At 69.9% G+C, this 13,859-nt stretch carries 13 protein-coding genes; 4 read left to right on the top strand and 9 right to left on the bottom strand.

The features are described from left to right. Entirely contained in the window at positions 1–531 is a 531-nt protein-coding gene (locus J2X60_RS04370; RefSeq protein ID WP_022906983.1) for a cation:proton antiporter regulatory subunit, read from the bottom strand. A 99-nt stretch (positions 532–630) separates the two neighbouring features. Here J2X60_RS04370 and J2X60_RS04365 point away from each other — a divergent pair, with 99 nt between their 5' ends. Continuing rightward, positions 631–1,143 (top strand): hypothetical protein, encoded by a 513-nt coding sequence (locus J2X60_RS04365; RefSeq protein ID WP_309886598.1) that lies wholly within the window; start codon positions 631–633, stop codon positions 1,141–1,143. 54 nt (positions 1,144–1,197) lie between these two features. Here J2X60_RS04365 and J2X60_RS04360 read toward each other — a convergent pair whose 3' ends face one another. From J2X60_RS04360 to J2X60_RS04330, 7 genes are all read right to left on the bottom strand, one after another. Further along, positions 1,198–3,087 (bottom strand): glycerol-3-phosphate dehydrogenase/oxidase, encoded by a 1,890-nt coding sequence (locus tag J2X60_RS04360; protein ID WP_309777267.1) that lies wholly within the window; start codon positions 3,085–3,087, stop codon positions 1,198–1,200. A 60-nt stretch (positions 3,088–3,147) separates the two neighbouring features. Further along, positions 3,148–4,269, bottom strand: coding sequence for a GuaB3 family IMP dehydrogenase-related protein (locus J2X60_RS04355; protein ID WP_071294790.1), 1,122 nt, complete (start codon positions 4,267–4,269; stop codon positions 3,148–3,150). Positions 4,270–4,335: 66 nt separating this feature from the next. After that, complete coding sequence (locus J2X60_RS04350; protein WP_139199221.1) at positions 4,336–4,521, bottom strand: hypothetical protein; 186 nt, start codon at positions 4,519–4,521, stop codon at positions 4,336–4,338. A gap of 187 nt (positions 4,522–4,708) precedes the next feature. After that, positions 4,709–5,530 carry an ABC transporter ATP-binding protein gene (locus tag J2X60_RS04345; protein WP_309777270.1) on the bottom strand — a complete coding sequence of 274 codons (822 nt, stop codon included), beginning with the start codon at positions 5,528–5,530 and terminating at the stop codon, positions 4,709–4,711. Next, the gene (locus J2X60_RS04340) at positions 5,527–6,414 is read right to left on the bottom strand and encodes an ABC transporter ATP-binding protein (protein ID WP_070417714.1); all 888 of its coding nucleotides are present in this window, start codon (positions 6,412–6,414) and stop codon (positions 5,527–5,529) included. The genes J2X60_RS04345 and J2X60_RS04340 overlap by 4 nt, the downstream gene beginning before the upstream one ends. Continuing rightward, the gene (locus J2X60_RS04335; protein WP_070417713.1) at positions 6,407–7,393 is read right to left on the bottom strand and encodes a branched-chain amino acid ABC transporter permease; all 987 of its coding nucleotides are present in this window, start codon (positions 7,391–7,393) and stop codon (positions 6,407–6,409) included. Before J2X60_RS04335 ends, J2X60_RS04340 begins: the two co-directional genes overlap by 8 nt. A gap of 11 nt (positions 7,394–7,404) precedes the next feature. After that, entirely contained in the window at positions 7,405–8,757 is a 1,353-nt protein-coding gene (locus tag J2X60_RS04330) for a branched-chain amino acid ABC transporter permease (RefSeq protein ID WP_071294793.1), read from the bottom strand. Between the two features lie 355 nt (positions 8,758–9,112). On the opposite strand from J2X60_RS04330, the gene guaB reads away from it, so the two are divergent. From guaB to J2X60_RS04315, 3 genes are all read left to right on the top strand, one after another. Beyond that, the gene (guaB, locus tag J2X60_RS04325; RefSeq protein ID WP_070417711.1) at positions 9,113–10,615 is read left to right on the top strand and encodes an IMP dehydrogenase; all 1,503 of its coding nucleotides are present in this window, start codon (positions 9,113–9,115) and stop codon (positions 10,613–10,615) included. Between the two features lie 78 nt (positions 10,616–10,693). Beyond that, on the top strand, positions 10,694–11,077 hold the full coding sequence (locus J2X60_RS04320; RefSeq protein ID WP_309886597.1) for a VOC family protein: 384 nt from the start codon (positions 10,694–10,696) through the stop codon (positions 11,075–11,077). A gap of 233 nt (positions 11,078–11,310) precedes the next feature. Beyond that, positions 11,311–12,645 (top strand): ABC transporter substrate-binding protein, encoded by a 1,335-nt coding sequence (locus J2X60_RS04315; protein WP_309777275.1) that lies wholly within the window; start codon positions 11,311–11,313, stop codon positions 12,643–12,645. Positions 12,646–12,852: 207 nt separating this feature from the next. Here J2X60_RS04315 and rarD read toward each other — a convergent pair whose 3' ends face one another. Then, positions 12,853–13,815, bottom strand: coding sequence for an EamA family transporter RarD (gene rarD, locus J2X60_RS04310; RefSeq protein ID WP_309777277.1), 963 nt, complete (start codon positions 13,813–13,815; stop codon positions 12,853–12,855). Positions 13,816–13,859: the final 44 nt, after the last annotated feature.

The following is a 13,859-nucleotide window of genomic DNA, read 5'->3' as shown; positions in this document are numbered from 1 at the left end:
CTAGCTCCTCGGCGGGGCCTCGGCCGCAGCGGCCGCAAGCTCTCCGCTGCGGTAGAACGAGAACGCCTTCGCGACCTTCTCGGGTGCACCGGCGACGACGATGGTGTCGCCCGGGAACACGACGAAGTCGGACGACGGGGCCGGGTTGGCGCTGTCACCACGGACGACCGCCACGACCGTCAGGCCGATGAAGCCCGAGTCGTGCAGGTCGCCGAGGGGCTTGCCGGCGATGGCGTCGTCGTAGTCGACCGAGAACCAGTCGATGCTGAGGCCCGGGATCTCGTCGAGCTTGTCGAGGCCCTCGGTGATGCGCGTGCCGCCGAGGAGTTCGGCGAGCGTGTGCGCCTCGTCCTCACTGAGGCGCAGCGACACCTTCTCCGACTTGTCGGCGCCGTCCGAGACGTCGGCGAAGGAGATGAGGTCGGAGTGACCCGACCGGTGCGTGATGACACCGCACTTGCCACCGTCGTCGGTGTAGAAGCTGTGCAGCACGCCGACTCCGGGGAGTTTGACGCGATGGACGTCGACCATGATGGCTCCCTTTTCGAGTACCCCGATGATAACCACCGCGATGGTCCGTCCATTCCGTTCCGCTACAGTCCGGTGGACGGGGACGACAGGGGGAACGCTGTGGACGAGCAGGACAGGACCAACCGGCTGGTGGCCGGCACCGGGATCGCGGTGGTGGCACTCTACGCCGCGCTGCTCGCCGTCCAGGGACTCGTGCTCGATCCACTCGCAGCGGTGCCGGGTGCGTCGCTCGGCAGCATCCACGCGGAACTCGAGCGCCAAGGCTTCGCGGTCGGCACCGACATCGCCGTCGTCGTCGGGATCGCCGTCGTCGGCGTCGCCCTGGCGATCGGCCTCGGCACCTCGCTCGTCGTCACCCGTGCACGGCCGTACGTCACCGCCGCGGTCCTGCTCGGGGTGGTCGCGCTCGGCGGTCCGATGACCTGGTGGAGCGGCTTCTGGCTCGGCATGGACGTCGCCGACGCGTACGGCGTCGGCGGTGGAGCGCACACCGCCTCGGCCGGTGTCCTCCTCATCACCAGCGCGATCGCGCTGGCCGCGGTCCCGTTCGTCCTCGTGATCGGCCAGGCGGTCAGTGTCCGCCGGACCACGCACCGGTCGCGCGCTGCCTGACGGAGCCGACCCGCGCCTCCAGGCAGTCGAGAGCCAGGAGGCACGGGGCGCGTCCTACTCGGGCTCGCTCGTCTTCTCGCCGACCACCTGCTCGTCGGAGGCCTTGGCGCCCTCCGCGCCGCTCGACCGGCCACCGCCGACCACCACGTCGTCCTCGTCGAAGCCGAACGCGATGTCCGGCGCCTCGAGCCGCACGCGGTCCGCCGAGGCGTCGTCGGGCTGCAGCTGCGACTCGCGTTCCGCGGCGACGCGCTTGAGGTAGTTCGACACCTCGTTCTCGGTGGTCTCCTGGTCCCAGCCGAGCACGTCCGCCATGAGCTTCGCGGCGACGGGGGCCGCCGACTCACCGCGGTCCCACGCCTCGATCGAGATGCGGGTCCGGCGGGCGAGGACGTCCTCGAGGTGCAGGGCGCCCTCGTGCGAGGCCGCGTAGACGACCTCGGCGCCGATGTAGTCGTCGGCACCGGGGAGCGGCTCGGCGAGGGACGGGTCCTGCTTCACGAGCCGGAGCACCTCGGTCGCGAGCGTGCCGTAGCGGTTCAGCAGGTGCTCGATGCGGACCTTGTGCACGCCGAAGCTCCGCGCGGTGCGGCCGCGTCGGTTCCAGGCGGCCGGGTAGCCCTCGGCACCGAGCAGTGGGATGTCCTCGGTCGTCGAGCCCGGGATCTTCCCGTCCATCGCCGCGACGGCCTCGTCGATGGCGTCCTTGCCCATCACGCGGTACGTGGTCCACTTGCCGCCGGCGACGACCACGAGCCCGGGGACCGTGTGCGCGACGACGTGCTCGCGGCTGAGCTTCGACGTCTGGTCGGACTCCCCCGCGAGCAGCGGCCGGAGTCCGGCGTACACGCCCTCGACGTCCTCACGCGTGAGCGGGACCGCGAGGACCTTGTTCACGTGCTCGAGGATGTAGTCGATGTCCGCCGCGGTCGCCGCCGGGTGCGCCTTGTCGAGGTACCAGTCGGTGTCCGTCGTGCCGACCAGCCAGTGCCGGCCCCACGGGATCACGAAGAGCACGCTCTTCTCGGTGCGGAGGATCATGCCCGTGTTCGACTGGAAGCGGTCGCGCGGGATGACCAGGTGCACGCCCTTCGACGCCCGCACCTTGAACTGCCCACGGGTCCCGACCATCGCCTGGGTGTCGTCGGTCCAGACGCCCGTCGCGTTGACGACCTGCTTCGCCCGGATGTCGAACTTCTCGCCCGTCTGGATGTCGTGCGCGTGCGCGCCCACGACCCGCTCCCCGACCTTGATGAAGCCCTCGATGCGGACGCGGCTCGCGGCGTGTGCCCCGTACGACGCAGCGGTGCGGACGAGCGAGGCCACGTAGCGCGCGTCGTCGACCTGGGCGTCGTAGTACGTCATGCCGCCGACGAAGGCGTCCTTCTTGAGGCCGGGCATGTTCTTGAGGACCTGGGTCCGGCTGAGGTGCCGGTGGTGCGGGACCCCCGGCGGCCGACCACCGGACCAGCTGAAGACGTCGTACATCGCCATGCCGATGCCGATGTAGAAGCGCTCCCACACGCGGTGGTTGAGCGGGTAGAGGAAGCGGACGGGCTTCACGAGGTGCGGGGCGATGCGCTGCAGCAGGAGGCCGCGTTCGATCAGTGCCTCGCGGACGAGCGCGAAGTTCAGCTGCTCGAGGTAGCGGATGCCGCCGTGGACGAGCTTCGACGACCGGCTCGAGGTCCCCGAGCCCCAGTCGCGGGCTTCGACGATGCCGACGCTGAGGCCACGGGTGACGGCGTCGAGTGCGCTGCCGCCACCGACGATGCCACCGCCGACGACCAGGACGTCGAGCTCCTTGGTCTTCAGGGTCTCGATGGCGGCCGCGCGTTCGTCGGGACCGAGCTTCACCGACGGGTCGAACCCCACCCCCGGGGCGGCGGTCTCGGGCCGGGCGGGCCGGGTCGCGCTGGACGTGCTCGTGCTGGTCTTCGCCATCGTCGCCTCCGTGTCACGGTGACGCCGGGCGTCACCCGCGCCGGAGTGCGGGTGCCACCGTCAGTTCCGGTGGTACGGCGCCACGACCACTTCTACTCGCTGGAACTCCTTGACGTCGGAGTATCCGGTCGTGGCCATCGATCGACGCAGGGCGCCGACGATGTTCGCGCGGCCGTCCCACGTCGGGGTGGGGCCGTTCAGGACGTTCTCGAGCGGGGCGATCGTGCCGACCTCGACCCGGCGGCCGCGCGGCAGCTCCGGGTGGTGCGCCTCGGCACCCCAGTGGAACCCACCGCCGGGGGCCTCGGTCGCGCGGGCCAGTGCGGTGCCGAGCATCACGGCGTCGGCGCCCATCGCGATGGCCTTGACGACGTCGCCGGCGGTGTCGAGCCCGCCGTCGGCGATGACGTGCACGTAGCGGCCACCGGACTCGTCCATGTAGTCACGGCGAGCGCCGGCGATGTCCGCGACGGCCGTGGCCATCGGGGCGTGGATGCCGAGGGCGGCCCGCGTGGTCGATGCCGCGCCGCCGCCGAAGCCGACGAGCACACCAGCGGCACCGGTACGCATGAGGTGCAGGGCCGCCGTGTAGGTCGAGGCGCCGCCCACGATCACCGGGACGTCGAGCTCGTAGATGAACTTCTTGAGGTTGAGCGGCTCGGTGTTCTGCGAGACGTGCTCGGCCGAGACCGTCGTGCCGCGGATGACGAACAGGTCGACACCGGCGTCGACGACGGTCTGCGAGAACTCCTGCGTGCGCTGGGGGCTGAGCGACCCGGCGACGGGGACACCGGCGGCGCGGATCTCGGCCAGGCGCGCGGTGATCAGCTCGGCCTTGACCGGCTCGGAGTAGATCTCCTGCATGCGCTTCGTGACGTTGCCGTCGGTGAGCGCCTTGATCTCGTCGAAGTAGGGCGTCGGGTCCTCGTAGCGGGTCCAGAGGCCCTCGAGGTCGAGGACGCCGAGCATGCCGAGCCGGCCCATCTGGATGACCGTCGCGGGCGAGGCGACGGAGTCCATCGGGGCCGAGAGGATCGGCGACTCGAACGTGAACGCGTCGATCGACCACTGCACGCTCACGTCACGCGGGTCACGCGTGCGCCGCGAGGGGACCACCGCGATGTCGTCGAACGCGTACGCCCGACGTCCGCGCTTGCCAGCACCGATCTCGACTTCACTCACCCGGCAAGCCTAGCGGTCGTGTCCCCCGGGTGACACGGGCGCGACGGGCAGGGCGCGCGGCGGAGGTCAGCGCGTCCGGCGTGCGCGGCGCCTGCGGAGCGTCCGCAGGACGAGCCCGAGCAGCAGCGCCAGCACCACCAGCACGCCGACCAGCGCCGCGGCGACCTTCACGAGCAGCGCCGCCCCGACGAAGAGCACGGCGAACACCAGCCACACGAGGGCGTCGAGCACGAGGGGGCCGGGAGTCCGCACGCGACCGACGATAGCGACCCGGCGGAGGCGGGTCGCGCCTCCTGGCCGGCGACGCGCCGTCCCCGCGACGTGGGCCGCGCACCGGTCCGCATGAGGAGCGGGGCCGTGCGGCGCTGAGCGTCCACGCACGACCCCACTCGGTGCGGGTACCGCCCCCACAGCGGCACCCACGGTCGACACCGCTCGCTCAGCGCGCGGAGTCGACGTCCTTGGCGAGCGTCCCCAGGTACAGCTCGATGACCTTCGGGTCGTCGGCGAGCTCCTTCCCGGTGCCCGAGTACGCGTTCCTCCCCTGGTCGAGCACGTACCCACGATCGCAGATCTGCAGACAGCGTCGCGCGTTCTGCTCCACCATGACGATCGACACACCGGCCTTGTTGATCCGGCGGGTGCGGATGAACGTCTCGTCCTGGCGCACGGGCGACAGCCCCGCGGAGGGTTCGTCGAGCAGCAGCACCTTCGGGTCCATCATGAGCGCCCGGGCCATCGCGACGGACTGCCGCTCACCGCCGGACAGCGATCCGGCGCGCTGGCCCTTCCGCTGGCCCAGGACGGGGAACAGGTCGTAGATGACCTCGAGCCGCTCGGCGAACTTCCGGGGCCGCAGGTACAGGCCCATCTGCAGGTTCTCCTCGATCGAGAGCGAGGGGAAGACGTTGTTCGTCTGCGGGACGAAGCCCACGCCGGCCTGCACGAGCTTGTTCGCCTTGAGGTTGGTGATGTCCTCGCCCTGCAGCGTGACCGAGCCCTCGCGGATGGACACGAGGCCGAACAGGGCCTTGAGGAGCGTCGACTTGCCCGCGCCGTTCGGGCCGATGATGCCGATGAGCTCGCCCGGGTAGCAGTCGAGGTCGCAGCCGTTCAGGATGTTCACCCCCGGCAGGTAGCCGGCGACGAGGTTCTTCGCGCTGAGCACGGGCTCGCGTTCCAGCGTGGCCGCCGGGGCGGCGGTCGCCGGCGACGGACTGGAGGCGCTGCTCGCGTTCGTGGGCTCGCTTGCGTCGGTCATCGGGTCGCCTCCTGCTCGTCTTCTTCCGCTACTTCCTCGGCGAGTTCCTCGTAGGTCTCCTCGTTCAGGAGCGAGTCGTCACCGAGGTCGGTGTCGTGGTGCGCACCGAGGTACGCGTCGATGACCGCACGGTCGTCCATCACCGTGTCGGCCGGGCCCTCGGCGACGACCTTGCCCTCGGCCATCACGACGACCCAGTCGGAGATGTGCCGGACCATGTGCATGTCGTGCTCGACGAAGAGCACGGTCATGCCGTCGTCGCGCAGGGACTGGATGTGCCCGAGCAGCGACTGGGTCAGCGCCGGGTTCACGCCAGCCATCGGCTCGTCGAGCATGATCATCGTCGGGTCGGACATGAGCGCCCGGGCCATCTCGAGGAGCTTGCGCTGCCCGCCGGACAGCGAGCCCGCGTAGTCGTCGGCCTTCGTGTCGAGCTTGAAGCGGGCGAGGAGGTCCTCGGCCTTCGCCGTGATCTCGCGCTCCCGCTTCCGCCAGAGCGCGGGGACGAGTCCGACGAAGAAGTTCTCGCCGGGCTGGTCGCGGGCTCCGAGGAGCATGTTCTGCATCACGGTGAGGCGGCTGAGCGCCTTCGTGAGCTGGAACGTGCGGACCATGCCCTTGTTCGCGATGTGGGTGGCGCTGGTCTTCTGCAGGGTGTTGCCGTCGAACCGGGTCGTCGCGCCGGGGCTCGGCTTGTCGAACCCGGTGAGCAGGTTGAAGAACGTCGTCTTGCCGGCGCCGTTCGGGCCGATGAGCGCGGTGATCGAGCCGCGCTGGACCTCGAGGTGGTCGACGTCGACCGCGGTCATGCCGCCGAAGCGACGGGTGACGTCGTCGACGACCAGGATCGGGTCGTTCTTGGGGTGGGCGTACGACTCAGACACTGAACGTCAACTCCTTCTTGTTGCCCAGGAGGCCCTGTGGACGGAACACGATGAGGAGCATGAGCGCGACGCCGACGAGCACGTAGGAGAACTGCTCGGCCTGCTGCGCGTTCATGATCGAGTTCGGGATGAAGTCACCGGCGAGGGTGCGGATCGCGAGTCGGACGACGAAGAAGAGCACGGCGCCGAGCACCGGTCCGAACACCGTCGCCGCACCGCCGAGGATGAGCGCCGTCCAGATGAAGAACGTCATCGAGCGGCCCATCGCGTCCGGTTGCACCGAACTCGGCAGGACGTAGATGATCCCGGCCAGGGCCCCGAGCGCACCGCCGAACACGAGCGCCTGCATCTTGTACGAGTAGACGTTCTTGCCGAGGGAGCGGACGGCGTCCTCGTCCTCGCGGATGGCCTTCACGACACGGCCCCACGGGCTCCGCATGAGCAGGAACAGCACGAGCGTGAACAGGGCGACGAGCCCCCACGCCGCGATCCGGATCCACCAGCCGTTGACGCCGTTGTTCGAGTACGTGAACCACAGGATCGTGGTGGTGCCGTCGGGGAGCGGGCTGAGCGCGTTGAACGGGTCGCGGTAGCTCGACCCGGTGATGCCGTTCGAGCCACCGGTCGTCGTGGTGAGCAGGCTCGACCGTCCCACCATGCGGATGATCTCGGCGCCGGAGATCGTCACGATCGCCAGGTAGTCGCCGCGGAGCCGCAGGGTCGGGATACCGAGGATGATCGCGAACACGATCGACACGAGCAACGCGACCAGGACGGCCATCACGAACGGCAGCCCGTTGGTGATCGAGATCGCGAAGCCGTAGGCGCCGAGCAGCAGGAACGCCGCCTGGCCCATGTTGACCAGGCCGGTGAGTCCGAAGTGGACGTTGAGGCCGATCGCGGCGAGCGCGAACGCCGCCGTGGTCGGGGCGAGTGCCTCCTGCGTGAGGGAGGACAGCAGGTTGAGGATGTAGTCCATGGCGGCGCTCCTTAGCCGATCCGCTCGGCGCGGCCGAAGATGCCCTGCGGCCGGAACAGCAGGATGAGGATGAGGATCACGAGGGCGGTGGCGTACTTGAAGTCACCGGGCAGCACGAGGTTCGTGAGCTCCACGACGACGCCGATGATCATCGAGCCGACGAGTGCGCCGTAGGCGGTCCCGAGGCCACCGAGCGTGACCGAGGCGAACATGAGCAGCAGCAGCTGCAGGCCGGTCTGCCAGTTCACGCCGTTGAGCACGAGACCGAGCATCACGCCCGACAGTCCCGCGAGGCCGGCGGCGAGCGTCCACACGAACCGGATCACCCGGTCGACGTCGATGCCGGACGCGCTGGCCAGTGCCGGGTTGTCCGACACCGCGCGGGTCGCACGGCCGAAGCGCGTCTTCGCGAGGAACAGACCGGTCGCGACGAGGACGACGAGCGCGATGCCCATCGCCACGTACGACTGCACCGTGAGCGTGACCCCGGCGAACCGGACCGTCTCGGGGTTGCCCTGCTGGATGCGCACGGTCGAGGCGCCGAAGAAGTACTGGAACGCGTACTGCGCGGCGATCGACAACCCGATCGTCACGATCATGAGCTGCGTCAGGCTGATGCGCTTGCGCCGCAACGGCCGCCAGATGCCGGCGTCCTGCAGGTACCCGGTCGCCGCGCACAGCAGCGTGACCACCACCCCCGTCAGCCAGATGTTCCACCCGAGCTGGTTCGCGAAGAGGTAGGCGAGCAACCCGCCGAGGGTGACCTGCTCACCGTGCGAGAAGCTCGACAGGCCGGTCGTGCCGTAGATGAGCGAGAGGCCCACCGACGCCAGCGCGATGAGGAGCCCGAGCCGGATGCCGGACGCGAACTGCTGCCAGGCGCGCTGGGGCGTGACGCTCGTCGCGTCGTCGTTCGTGACGACGCCCTGCTGGTCGGACAGCTGGAAGATCTGCCCGACGTTCGCGTTGAGGCTCGCCGACACGGTGCGCTTCGCGTCCGCCGCGTTCGTCAGGTACTGGCCCTTGGGCAGCGTGTCCTGGTCGACGCTCACGGTGTAGCTGCCCGCCTCGGTCACGCTCACCGACCAGCGCCCGGCGTCGGACGTCGTCGCGGTCTGCGCGAATCCACCCGGCCCGGCGACGTCGACGTCGACGCCGGGGACCGGTTCGCGGTCCGAGTCGGTGATCGTGCCCTGGATGCAGCCGTTCGTCGGGCTGACCGTGCACGGCTGGGTGCTGGCGGGTGCGGTGCTCGCGGACGCCGATGCGCTCGCGGTCGGGGCCGAGGTGGCGCCGATCGCCGGCAGCGTCACCGCCCAGTCGATCAGGAAGGTCGCCAGGAACGCGAGCACGAGGACGGCCATGATGACCGGTCGCTTTCGTCCAGGGCGGAGGCGGAACCTGCGCAGCAGTGCAGGTCCCGGCGGAGTGATGGATCCCACGGAAGAGCCTCTCGTTCGGATGACGAGGACGCTAGGGGGATTGTGTGACACCCGTGTTTCCATCACGTTCCCTGTGTGATTCGTGCCGCAACTGTGACGTTGTGGAGGAAGGGCGGGCGGAGGTCGCGGGACGGGGCCGCACCGCGCCTCCTGGCTGCTCACGGGTGTCCACGGGGCGGAATGCGGAAGAGCGCCTGCGCGTTACCATGGTCTATCCGGAACCCGCCGCAGCGTTCCCGGTGTCTCGACCACTTCACCTCGCCCACGAAGGGGACCCATGGACCAGCCGGATCCGTTCGGATTCATCGGACTCACGTACGACGACGTCATGCTCCTGCCGGGGTACACCGACGTCATCCCGAGCGAGGCGTCGACCGCGTCCCGGCTCACCAAGCGCATCACGGTCAACGTCCCGCTGCTCTCCGCGGCGATGGACACCGTGACCGAGGCCCGCATGGCGATCGCCATGGCCCGACAGGGCGGCATCGGGATCCTGCACCGCAACATGTCGATCGCCGACCAGGCGGCCGCGGTCGACAAGGTCAAGCGCAGCGAGTCGGGCATGATCACCAACCCGGTGACCACCAGCCCGGACGCCACCGTGGCCGAGGTCGACGCGCTCTGCGGACAGTTCCGCGTCTCCGGCCTGCCGGTGGTCGAGGGTGACGGCACCCTCGTCGGCATCATCACCAACCGCGACATGCGGTTCGTGGCGCCGTTCGAGCAGCAGACCACGCTCGTGCGCGACGTCATGACGAAGGCCCCGCTCATCACGGCCCCGGTCGGCATCGACCCGGACGACGCCGTCGCGATCTTCGCCGAGCACAAGATCGAGAAGCTCCCCCTCGTCGACGAGGACGGCAAGCTCCGCGGTCTCATCACCGTCAAGGACTTCGACAAGAGCGAGAAGTACCCGGACGCCACGAAGGACGACGCCGGACGCCTGCGCGTCGGTGCCGCGATCGGCTTCTTCGGCGACGCCTGGGAGCGCGCGACCGCGCTGCGCGAGGCCGGCGTGGACGTCCTCGTCGTCGACACCGCCAACGGCCACAGCGCCGGCGTGCTCGACATGGTCCGCCGCCTGAAGGCCGACCCGGCGTTCGCCGCGGTGGACGTCATCGGCGGGCAGGCCGCCACGCGCGAGGGTGCCCAGGCGCTCATCGACGCGGGTGTCGACGCCGTGAAGGTCGGCGTCGGCCCGGGATCGATCTGCACGACGCGCGTCGTCGCGGGTGTCGGCGTCCCGCAGGTCACCGCCGTGTACGAGGCCTCCCTCGCCGCGCGTGAGGCCGGCGTGCCGGTCATCGCCGACGGCGGGCTGCAGTACTCGGGCGACATCGCGAAGGCCCTCGTGGCCGGTGCCGACACCGTGATGCTCGGCTCGCTCCTCGCCGGCACCGACGAGTCGCCCGGCGACCTGGTGTTCGTCAACGGCAAGCAGTTCAAGGCCTACCGCGGGATGGGCTCCCTCGGCGCCCTGCAGACCCGTGGCAAGAAGACCTCGTACTCGAAGGACCGCTACTTCCAGGCGGACGTCCCCTCGGACGACAAGCTCGTGCCGGAGGGCATCGAGGGCCAGGTCCCGTACCGCGGCTCGGTGGCGAACGTCGTCTACCAGCTCGTCGGCGGCCTGCGGCAGTCGATGTTCTACGTCGGCGGCCGGACCGTCCCGGAGCTCAAGGCCCGCGGCAAGTTCGTCCGGATCACCCCGGCCGGGCTCAAGGAGTCGCACCCGCACGACGTGCAGATGGTCGTCGAGGCGCCGAACTACAGCCGCTGACCCGACCAGCACCCTCGAACGCCCCTGCTCCCGGACGGAGCGGGGGCGTTCGTCGTCGGCCGGCAGTAGTGTCGCGGCATGGTCAGCGCCGTGTCCCACACCTCGATCGACTGCCGTGACGCCTACACGCTCTCCGAGTGGTGGAAGCAGGTCCTCGGCTACGTCGACGTCGCCGACGACCCGAACGCGCCCGGGCACGAGGAGTGCATGATCGTCGCTCCCGACGGGTCGCACCACGTGCTCTTCATCCAGGTGCCGGAAGCGAAGGCCGTGAAGAACCGCATCCACTTCGACCTGCGGCCGACCGACCGGACCCGCGACGAAGAAGTCGTCCGGCTGCGGGGCATCGGTGCGCTCGAACTGGCCGACCGACGCACGGCGACCGGCGGCTGGGTGGTGTTCGCCGACCCCGAGGGGAACGAGTTCTGCGTCCTCCGGTCCCAGGCCGAGCTCGACGCCTGACCCAGGCCAGCCCCCACCCGGGTAGCCGACGTTCGTGTCCGGTCTGCGCGGGTCCGGTCGACCGCGCCCGGGCGGTCAGCTCGAGACCCGCGGGTTTCCGCAGACCCCGCGTCACGGCTGGGTAACGAAACACTTTGCGTACCGCCCCGTCACGCGGCTGAAACACCGTGACCCTACGTTCTCTCACATCCCCAGCGGGACCTGAGGTTCCGCGCAGAGAAAGGGCTCCACGGATGATCAGAACCACCCGTGCCACCACGGCACTGGCAGTGGCAGGAGCGGCGGCGCTCCTCCTCGCCGCCTGTTCCACCACCAGCGGCGGCACCTCACCGTCCTCCTCCGCGTCGGGAGGCGCGAAGAAGGACCCCGCCGCGAGCTGCAAGGCCCCCGACACCCCGGGCACCGACGCGCTGAAGATCGGCACGATCCTCCCGCTCACCGGTTCGCTCGCCTACCTGAACCCGCCCGCGGAGTCCGGTGTGGGACTCGCGGTGCAGGACATCAACGCGGCGGGCGGTGTGCTCGACAAGGACGTCACCATCGACCCCGCCACCGACTCCGGTGACAGCAACGACATGACGGTGTCGAGCTCGGCGGCGACGAAGCTCGTGAACGCGAAGGTCCCGGTCGCGATCGGCGCCGAGTCCTCCAGCGTCACGCTCAACGTCATCGACCAGCTCACGAGCAACTGCATCGTGGAGATCTCCCCCGCGAACACCGCCTCGGACCTGTCCGGCTACTCGTCGTACTACTACCGGACCGCTCCGCCGGACTCGGTGCAGGGTTCGGCGCTCGGCCAGCTCGTCACGGGTGACGGCAACGCCAAGGTCGCGTTCCTCGTCTTCAACGACACCTACGGCACCGGCCTCCGCAACACCGTGCAGAAGGCGATCGAGGACTCGGGCGGATCCGTCGTCTACGGCGGCAAGGGCAAGGGCCAGGAGTTCCCGCCCGGCCAGACGACCTTCTCCTCCGAGGTGACCGCGGCGCTCGCCACGAAGCCGGACGCCATCGTCGTCCTGGCCTTCGACGAGACGAAGTCGATCATCCCGGAGCTGAAGTCGCAGGACGCCGACATGTCGAAGATCTACATGTCCGACGGCAACACCGCCGACTACTCGAAGGACTTCGACAAGGGCACGCTCACCGGTGCGCAGGGCACCATCCCCGGCGCCTCGCCCAAGGACGAGTTCAAGAAGCAGCTCAGCGACTTCTACAAGAAGTCGTCGGGCAAGGACCTCGCCGACTACTCGTACGCGGCCGAGTCGTACGACGCCACCGTCCTCGCCGCCCTGGCCGCGGTGAAGGGCAAGGGCACGGACTCCGGCACCATCCAGGCCAACATGGCCGCGGTGTCCGGTGCCGACGGCGGCACGGAGTGCTCGACGTTCAAGGACTGCGTCGCCCTGCTCGACAAGGGTGAGGACATCCACTACACGGGTCCGTCGGGCATCGGTCCGTTCGACGACAACAACGACCCGTCGAGCGCCTACATCGGCATCTACAAGTTCGACGGCGACAACAAGCCCGTCTACCAGAGCGCGATCCAGGGCTCGGTCAAGAAGTAGTCGGCAGCACCAGATCGACAGCGCCTCGCGGCCCGGCCGCGGGGCGCTGTCGCGTGCGGTGACGGCGGCGGCGGGCCGAGACTCGGCTGCGCGGACAGTTCCGTGGCGGACACGGCGCGAAACTGTCCGCCGGGCCGAGACTCGGGGCCCGACGGGCGGGCCGGCAGGCGGACAGGACACGGGCCCTGGAGGCGCGGCTCGGCCCCGTCAGACCGGCTCGGCCGCGGTGGGCGCCACCGCCCGGCGCCGCGATGCCCGAGCGGCCAGGAACGAGTCGGCCGTCAGGATGACCAGGGCGAGCCACACGATCCCGAAGCCGAACCACCGGGCACCCGACATCGGCTCGTGCTGCACGACCACCCCGACGAGCAGCTGCATCACCGGCGCGAGGTACTGCGTCAGCCCGAGCGTGGACAGGCTCACCCGGCGGGCGGACGACGCGAACAGCAGCAGCGGCACGGCCGTCGCGGGCCCGGTCAGCACCGTCACGAGGACGTGCACCCAGCCCTCGCTCGTGAACGTCACCCCGCCGCCGAGGCCGGTCGCGCCGAGCACCACGAGGGCGACCACGGCGATCGGCAGCAGCCACACGGTCTCGATCGTCAGGCCGCTCAGGGCGTCCACCGTTCCACCGACCCGCTTCTTCACGAGCCCGTACAGGCCGAACGAGAACGCCAGTACGAGGGAGATCCACGGCATCTGTCCGTAGCCCACCGCGATCACGACGACGGCCACGATGCTGATGCCGACGGCGGTCCACTGCAGCGGACGCAGGCGTTCGCGGAGCACCACGACACCGAGCGCGATCGTCACGAGCGGGTTGATGAAGTACCCGAGCGCCGCCTCGACCGTGTGGCCCGTGGTCGTCGCCGCGACGTACACGGTCCAGTTCACCAGGATGAGCACGGCCGCGAGGCCCATCACGAGCATCACCCGACGCTGGGCCATCAGGGGGCGGGTCCGGAGCCAGGAGCGGGTGACGGCGATCGCGATCGCGCAGAACACCAGCCCGAAGACGATCCGCCAGGCGACGATCTCGAACGCGCCGGCGGGGGCCATCGCCGCGAAGAGCAGCGGCATGAGTCCCCACAGCCCGTACGCGATGATCGCCTGCACGACGCCGACGGATGCCTCGCTGCGGGCCGGGCGCGCCGGGGACGGTTCACTCACGGAACCATCCTAGGAACGGGCACCGACGGCGCGGGGTCGAGCCG

Source organism: Curtobacterium sp. 320, assembly GCF_031455235.1.
In the GTDB taxonomy this organism is placed as follows: domain Bacteria; phylum Actinomycetota; class Actinomycetes; order Actinomycetales; family Microbacteriaceae; genus Curtobacterium.
Note: the sequence above shows the minus strand (reverse complement) of the source record. Positions and strands in the feature narration are given on the sequence as shown.

Coding starts and splice junctions, on each gene's coding strand:
- J2X60_RS04330 (WP_071294793.1), bottom strand. CDS start 8,757: ATGGCCGTCCTCGTGCTCGCGTTCCTGGCGACCTTCCTGATCGACTGG.
- J2X60_RS04320 (WP_309886597.1), top strand. CDS start 10,694: ATGGTCAGCGCCGTGTCCCACACCTCGATCGACTGCCGTGACGCCTAC.
- J2X60_RS04315 (WP_309777275.1), top strand. CDS start 11,311: ATGATCAGAACCACCCGTGCCACCACGGCACTGGCAGTGGCAGGAGCG.
- J2X60_RS04335 (WP_070417713.1), bottom strand. CDS start 7,393: ATGGACTACATCCTCAACCTGCTGTCCTCCCTCACGCAGGAGGCACTC.
- J2X60_RS04345 (WP_309777270.1), bottom strand. CDS start 5,530: ATGACCGACGCAAGCGAGCCCACGAACGCGAGCAGCGCCTCCAGTCCG.
- guaB (WP_070417711.1), top strand. CDS start 9,113: ATGGACCAGCCGGATCCGTTCGGATTCATCGGACTCACGTACGACGAC.
- J2X60_RS04370 (WP_022906983.1), bottom strand. CDS start 531: ATGGTCGACGTCCATCGCGTCAAACTCCCCGGAGTCGGCGTGCTGCAC.
- J2X60_RS04360 (WP_309777267.1), bottom strand. CDS start 3,087: ATGGCGAAGACCAGCACGAGCACGTCCAGCGCGACCCGGCCCGCCCGG.